The 5,518-nt window shown below is 76.0% G+C and carries 6 protein-coding genes; 5 read left to right on the top strand and 1 reads right to left on the bottom strand.

The window, feature by feature from the left end; all coding sequences use genetic code 11:
- The 4 genes from GTQ99_RS19230 to GTQ99_RS19215 form a co-directional block, all read left to right on the top strand.
- Positions 1 to 1,359 (top strand): C15 family peptidase (locus GTQ99_RS19230; protein WP_166617321.1); only part of this gene is annotated, 1,359 nt, incomplete at its 5' end.
- Positions 1,360 to 1,366: 7 nt separating this feature from the next.
- A complete protein-coding gene (locus GTQ99_RS19225) occupies positions 1,367 to 2,590 on the top strand; it encodes an NRAMP family divalent metal transporter (RefSeq protein WP_338075123.1) in 1,224 nt (407 codons plus the stop codon).
- Positions 2,587 to 3,342 carry a LamB/YcsF family protein gene (locus GTQ99_RS19220; protein WP_166617322.1) on the top strand — a complete coding sequence of 252 codons (756 nt, stop codon included), beginning with the start codon at positions 2,587 to 2,589 and terminating at the stop codon, positions 3,340 to 3,342. Before GTQ99_RS19225 ends, GTQ99_RS19220 begins: the two co-directional genes overlap by 4 nt.
- Positions 3,343 to 3,417: 75 nt before the next feature.
- Positions 3,418 to 3,810 (top strand): LysE family translocator, encoded by a 393-nt coding sequence (locus GTQ99_RS19215; RefSeq protein ID WP_166617320.1) that lies wholly within the window; start codon positions 3,418 to 3,420, stop codon positions 3,808 to 3,810.
- Positions 3,811 to 3,894: 84 nt separating this feature from the next.
- Here GTQ99_RS19215 and GTQ99_RS19210 read toward each other — a convergent pair whose 3' ends face one another.
- Positions 3,895 to 4,701, bottom strand: coding sequence for an alpha/beta fold hydrolase (locus tag GTQ99_RS19210; RefSeq protein WP_166617319.1), 807 nt, complete (start codon positions 4,699 to 4,701; stop codon positions 3,895 to 3,897).
- Positions 4,702 to 4,858: 157 nt separating this feature from the next.
- Between GTQ99_RS19210 and GTQ99_RS27190 the strand changes: the two genes are divergently transcribed.
- A partial coding sequence (locus tag GTQ99_RS27190) for a TetR family transcriptional regulator (protein WP_166617318.1) occupies positions 4,859 to 5,518 on the top strand: 660 nt, incomplete at its 3' end.

Below are 5,518 nucleotides of genomic sequence, written 5' to 3'. Positions count from 1 at the left end.
CTTCCCCCCCGTCCCCGGCGCGCCGGCTGGCGCACCGCCGCCCTCGGCGGCGTCGCCACCGCGCTCGTGCTGGGCGGTGCGAGCGCCCCCTCCGCCGCACAGCCCGCGCCGCCCGCACCCGCCTCGCCGTGCGCGGCACCCTCGACCGTGCCGACCGTCGAGGAGTCCCGCCTCGGCCAGCCGCTGGTGCCCGGCGGGGAGGCCGCCTCCGCGCAGTTCCTGCGCGCGGCCGGGTTCGACGTGCTCGTCGCCGAGTTCTCCTCGCGGTTGTGCGCGGCCACCGGGCTGCAGGAGGCGCACGAGCTGGTCCGCAGCAGCGGGCAGCGGCTGTGGGACACGGCCGTCGCCCGCGCCCAGGGCCGGCTGACCAGCGGCACGATCGACCGCTACGACGACCGGCCGCTGTACTGGGCCCGCACCTCGATGAGCGCGGCGCTGCGCTCGCTGGACGCGGCCTACCTGGAGAACCCGCTGCAGCGGCAGGGCCTGCTGCACGTGCTGGACCGCACCAGCCGCGGCATCTCCTCGGTGGCCTGGTCGCAGGAGGACCCCGACGCGACCCGCGTCGTGATCAGCGGTTTCGACACGTACAGCCTCGATTCCAGCCTGCGGAACTCCAACCCGTCCGGGGCGAGCGCGCTGCAGCTGGACGGGCGCACCGTGCAGACCCCGCAGGGCCCGGTCACCGTCGAGGCCGTCGTCCTGCCCGTCAACTACACCGACTTCGACCAGGGCGTCGTCGAGGACGCGTTCGGGCCGGTGCTGGCCACCGGCGAGGACCGCACCGACATGATCATGACGATCAGCCAGACCGGCCGCGGCCGGATGGACGTCGAGCAGTGGGCCGCCAACGCCCGCGGCGGCTCCCCCGACAACAACCGCAACCAGCAGTTCGGTCCCGTCTCGCGCCCCTCGCACTGGCCGCAGCCGTACGACTCCCCCGAGTGGATCGAGACGACGCTGCCGTACGAGGCCATGATCGCCGCCGGCACCGGCCCGTGGCCCGTGCAGCTGAACGACGGGATCTGCGAGTGGCCCGCCGGGACCTGGCCGGACCCGACGGCGCTGCGGTGCGCGGACGACCCGACGCCCGGCAGCCGGGCCGGCTCGGGACCGGGCGGCAGCTACCTGTCCAACGAGAGCATGTACCGCTCCAACCGGCTGCGGATCGGGATGCAGGCCTGGGACGTGCCCGGCGGGCACCTGCACGTCTCCGCGCTGGAGTACCCGGCCGACGCCTCGCTGCTGACCGACCCCGCGTTCGAGGCCGACCGGCGCGCCGTCGTCGACCAGACCGTCGCCCTCGTGACCGCCGCCGGCGCCGCGGTCCGCGCGGACCGTCCCGGCAGCGCCTCGTGAGCGCCTCGTGAGCACCGGGGCCACCCGCACGGGCGAGGGCGTGGACCGGCGCGCCGCGCGCCGCACGCTGCTCGGCGCCGTCTTCCTCATGGCCACGAGCGCGATCGGGCCGGGGTTCATCACCCAGACGACGACGTTCACGGCGCAGCTGGGCGCGGCGTTCGCCTTCGCCATCGTCGTCAGCATCCTCGTCGACATCGCCCTGCAGCTGAACGTCTGGCGCGTCATCGGCGTCTCCGGGCTGCGGGCCCAGGAACTGGGCAACCGCGTCCTGCCCGGGGCCGGGTGGGCGCTGACCGGCCTCGTCGTCCTCGGCGGCCTCGTCTTCAACGTGGGCAACGTCGCGGGCGCCGGGCTGGGCCTGAACGCGATGGTGGGCCTGGACCCGCGCTGGGGCGCCGGGCTGTCCGCGCTGCTGGCCATCGCCATCTTCCTCAGCCGGGCCGCCGGCGCCGCGCTGGACCGCATCGTCGTCGTGCTCGGGCTGGTGATGATCGCGATGACGGCCTACGTCGCGGTCGTCTCCGGGCCGCCCGTGGGCCAGGCGCTGCGCAACGTCGTGCTCCCCGAGACGGTCGACGCCCTGGCCATCACGACGATCGTCGGCGGCACCGTCGGCGGCTACATCACCTACTCCGGGGCCCACCGGCTGCTGGACTCCGGCCTCACGGGACCGGAGAACGTCCGCGCCATCACCCGCAGCTCGGTCACCGGCATCGTCATCACGGCCGTCATGCGGGCCCTGCTGTTCCTGGCCATCCTCGGCGTCGTCGCGGGCGGCGTGTCGCTGGCCACCGACAACCCGGCCGCCACGGCGTTCGAGTCGGCGGCGGGCGAGGTCGGGTTGCGGGTGTTCGGCGTGGTCCTGTGGGCGGCGGCGCTCACCTCGGTCATCGGGGCCTCGTACACCTCCGTCAGCTTCCTCACCAGCTCCCGCACCCCGGCGCGCACCCGCAACCTGCTGACCATCGCGTTCATCGTGGTGTGCTCGGTGTTCTTCCTGGTCGCGGGCGCCGCTCCGGCGCAGCTGCTGGTGTTCGCCGGCGCGTTCAACGGCCTCGTCCTGCCGCTGGGCCTCGTCGTGGTGCTGTGGGTCGCGCTGCGCCGCCGCGACCTGCTCGGCGGGTACCGCTACCCGCGCTGGCTGGTCGCCGCCGGCCTGCTCGCCTGGCTGGTGGCGCTGTTCCTCGCCTACCGCTCGCTGTCCACCCTCTCGACGATCTGGAGCTGACCGTGGACCTGAACTCCGACCTCGGGGAGAGCTTCAGCCGCTGGACGCTGGGTGACGACGAGGCGCTGCTCGGGGTGGTGACGAGCGCGAACGTGGCGTGCGGCTTCCACGCCGGGGACCCGACCGTGCTGCGCCGCACCTGCGAGCTGGCGGCGGCGCGCGGCGTCGTCGTCGGCGCGCAGGTCGGCTACCGGGACCTGCCCGGGTTCGGCCGCCGGTTCATCGACGTCGCCCCCGCCGAGCTGACGAACGACGTGCTGTACCAGCTCGGTGCGCTGGAGGCGTTCGCCCGCGTCGCCGGCACCCGGGTCGCCTACCTGAAGCCCCACGGCGCGCTGTACAACGCGATCGTCCACCACGAGGCGCAGGCCGCGGCCGTCGTGGAGGCCGTCCGCCGCTACGACCCGGCGCTGCCGGTGCTGGGGCTGCCGGGTTCGCGCTTCCTGGCCCTGGCCGCCGAGGCCGGCCTGCGGGTCGTCGCGGAGGCGTTCGCCGACCGCGCGTACACCCCGCAGGCCACGCTGGTCCCCCGCGGCCAGGACGGCGCCGTCCTGCACGACCCCGCGGAGATCGCCCGCCGGTGCGTGCGGATGGCCACCGCGGGCGAGGTCGAGGCCGTCGACGGCAGCGTCGTCGCCGTGGACGCCGCCTCGATCTGCGTGCACGGCGACACCCCCGGCGCGGTCGCGATCGCGCGGCAGGTGCGCGAGGCCCTCACCGCGGCCGGCGTGGCGATCGCGCCGTTCGCCTGAGCGCGTCCACGCCGTTCGGCAGCGGTCCTCGGCCGTTCGGCAGCGGTCCTCGCCGCCCCGTCGTGCCCTCCGCCCATGCCTCCCGGCGCGAACCTGGCGGCGGCTGCGGCCACGACGGCGTCCGCGCCGACCGGCACGCGCGCCCCCGCTGACGTCCCCGCGAGCAGGTCGCTGCGCGAGGGCTTCCTCGTGGGCGTCACCAACCCCAAGTCGGCGATCTTCTTCGTCGCAGTCCTGCCGCAGTTCACCGCCCCGGCCGCCGGGCCGGTCTGGAGCCAGGTCCTCGTCCTCGGGACGCTCCACCTCCTCATCGGGCTGGCCTTCGACACCGTCTGGGCGCTGGCCGCCGGCGCTGCCCGCGGTTGGCTCACCCGTGACCCGCGTCGCCTGCCCCGCCTCGGGGCCACCGGCGGCGTGGTGATGATCGGCGTCGGCGGCACCATCGCGCTCTCGGACCGGCAGCTCTAGGACGTCGTCCCTCCCGCGCACGCCCGGGCACCGGACGACGCGGTGCCGTCGTCCTGGGGACCCCCTGCCGGCGGCGGCGCTCCCTCAGGCGCGCGCCGCCGGGGTCGTGCCCACCGGGGCCGCCAGGAACTCGGCGAAGGGGTCGACGAAAGCCGGGCGCGCGGTGTTGGCGGCGTTGTGGACGCAGCCGGGCAGCACCAGCGAGCGGGCGCGCGGGATCGCCGCGGCCAGCGCCTCGCAGTTCTGCGCGAAGTAGCCGGGGCTGCGCGCGCCCGCCGCCAGCAGCACCTCGGCCCCGATCCCCGCGTAGTCCGAGGCCGGTCCGTCGTGCTCGGCGATGCGGCGCACCTCCGGGGCCATCGTCGGCAGCGACTCGACGAAGCGGCGACCGACGGAGGTGCGCAGGAACGCCCCGGTCAGCAGCTCCGCCAGCGCGAACGGCATCCTCGCGCCGGCGCCCTGCGGGTCGACCGAGCGGGCCAGCAGGGTCATCGCCCGCGCGTGCCGGCCGCGGGCGACGGCGTCCTCGAAGTCGTCCAGGAACGCGAAGGAGGGCCGGCCGTCGATCGACAGGCCCGGGTCGTAGACCGCGATGCGCTCCAGGAGCGCCGGGGGCAGCTCCAGCCCGGCGCGCAGGGCGGTGAAACCGCCTCCGCTGTGGCCGAACACGCGCCGGGCGCCGGTGTGCCGCAGGACGGCCGCGAGGTCCGCGACGTCGGTGGCGACCGTCTCGGTGCCCTGCAGCGGAGCCGATCCGGCCCGCCCCCGGCGGTCGTACAGGTGCACGCTGCAGCGCGCGGCCAGCGCGCGGGCCAGGCGGTGGTACTCCCGCCCGGCGATGCCGCCCCCGTGCAGGAGCACCACGCCCGGCCCGGTGCCCAGCGAGCTCACGCGCACGGTGGCGCCGTCGGCGGAGCGCGTCGTGGACTCGCGCAGGGCCTCCTGCGCCGGTTCCCGCGTCGTCGTCGGCTTCGTCGTCGGCTTCGTCGTCGTCCTCGACATCTCGACCTCCTGACTGCGAACAGTGTTAGCAGATTAGGCTCGTCCCGTGCCCGACACAAGCCCCCCTCCGGCGCGCGGCGGTGCGCACCGGCCACCGGTGTGGGCCCGCGCGCAGCGCCCGGCGCGCGGCCCGCGCCCGGAGCACAGCCACGAGCGGATCGCCGCGGCCGCGGTCGCGCTGGCCGACGCCGGCGGGCTGGAGGCCGCCACCATGCGCGCCGTCGCCGCCCGGCTGGGCACGGCCGCCGCGAGCCTGTACCGCTACCTGTCCTCGCGCGAGGACCTGGTCGACCTCATGGTCGACCAGGTCCTGGCGGAGCTGCCGCTGCACCGGCGCGACGGCACCCGCCCGGTCGGCGGGGAACCCGCGGACGCCGGACCCGCGGGCGGGGACTGGATCGACGACCTGGTCGCGGTGGGGCGCGACCTGCTGGCGCTGCACCGGGCGCACCCCTGGCTGCTGGAGGCCAACGCCCGCACCGTCGCCCTCGGACCGCACGGCACCGACCACGTCGAGCACTGCCTGCGCCTGATGCGACCGGCGCAGTGCGGCACGGCCGCGAAGATGGAGGCCGTCGCGCTCATCACGGGCGTCGTCTCCCTCTTCGCGCGCTCCGCCGCCGCCCCGGCGCGCACCCTCGCGCCCGCGGAGCTCTTCGCCGCCGCCTCGGCGCAGCGCCACCCGCTGCTGCACGCGGCCCTGACC

The sequence above is a fragment of the Kineococcus vitellinus genome (genome assembly GCF_009906315.1).
Lineage (GTDB): Bacteria > Actinomycetota > Actinomycetes > Actinomycetales > Kineococcaceae > Kineococcus > Kineococcus vitellinus.
The sequence above is the reverse complement of the archived record's forward strand: the minus strand, read 5'-3'. Positions and strand labels throughout refer to the sequence as shown.

Coding starts and splice junctions, on each gene's coding strand:
- GTQ99_RS19215 (WP_166617320.1), top strand. CDS start 3,418: ATGCCTCCCGGCGCGAACCTGGCGGCGGCTGCGGCCACGACGGCGTCC.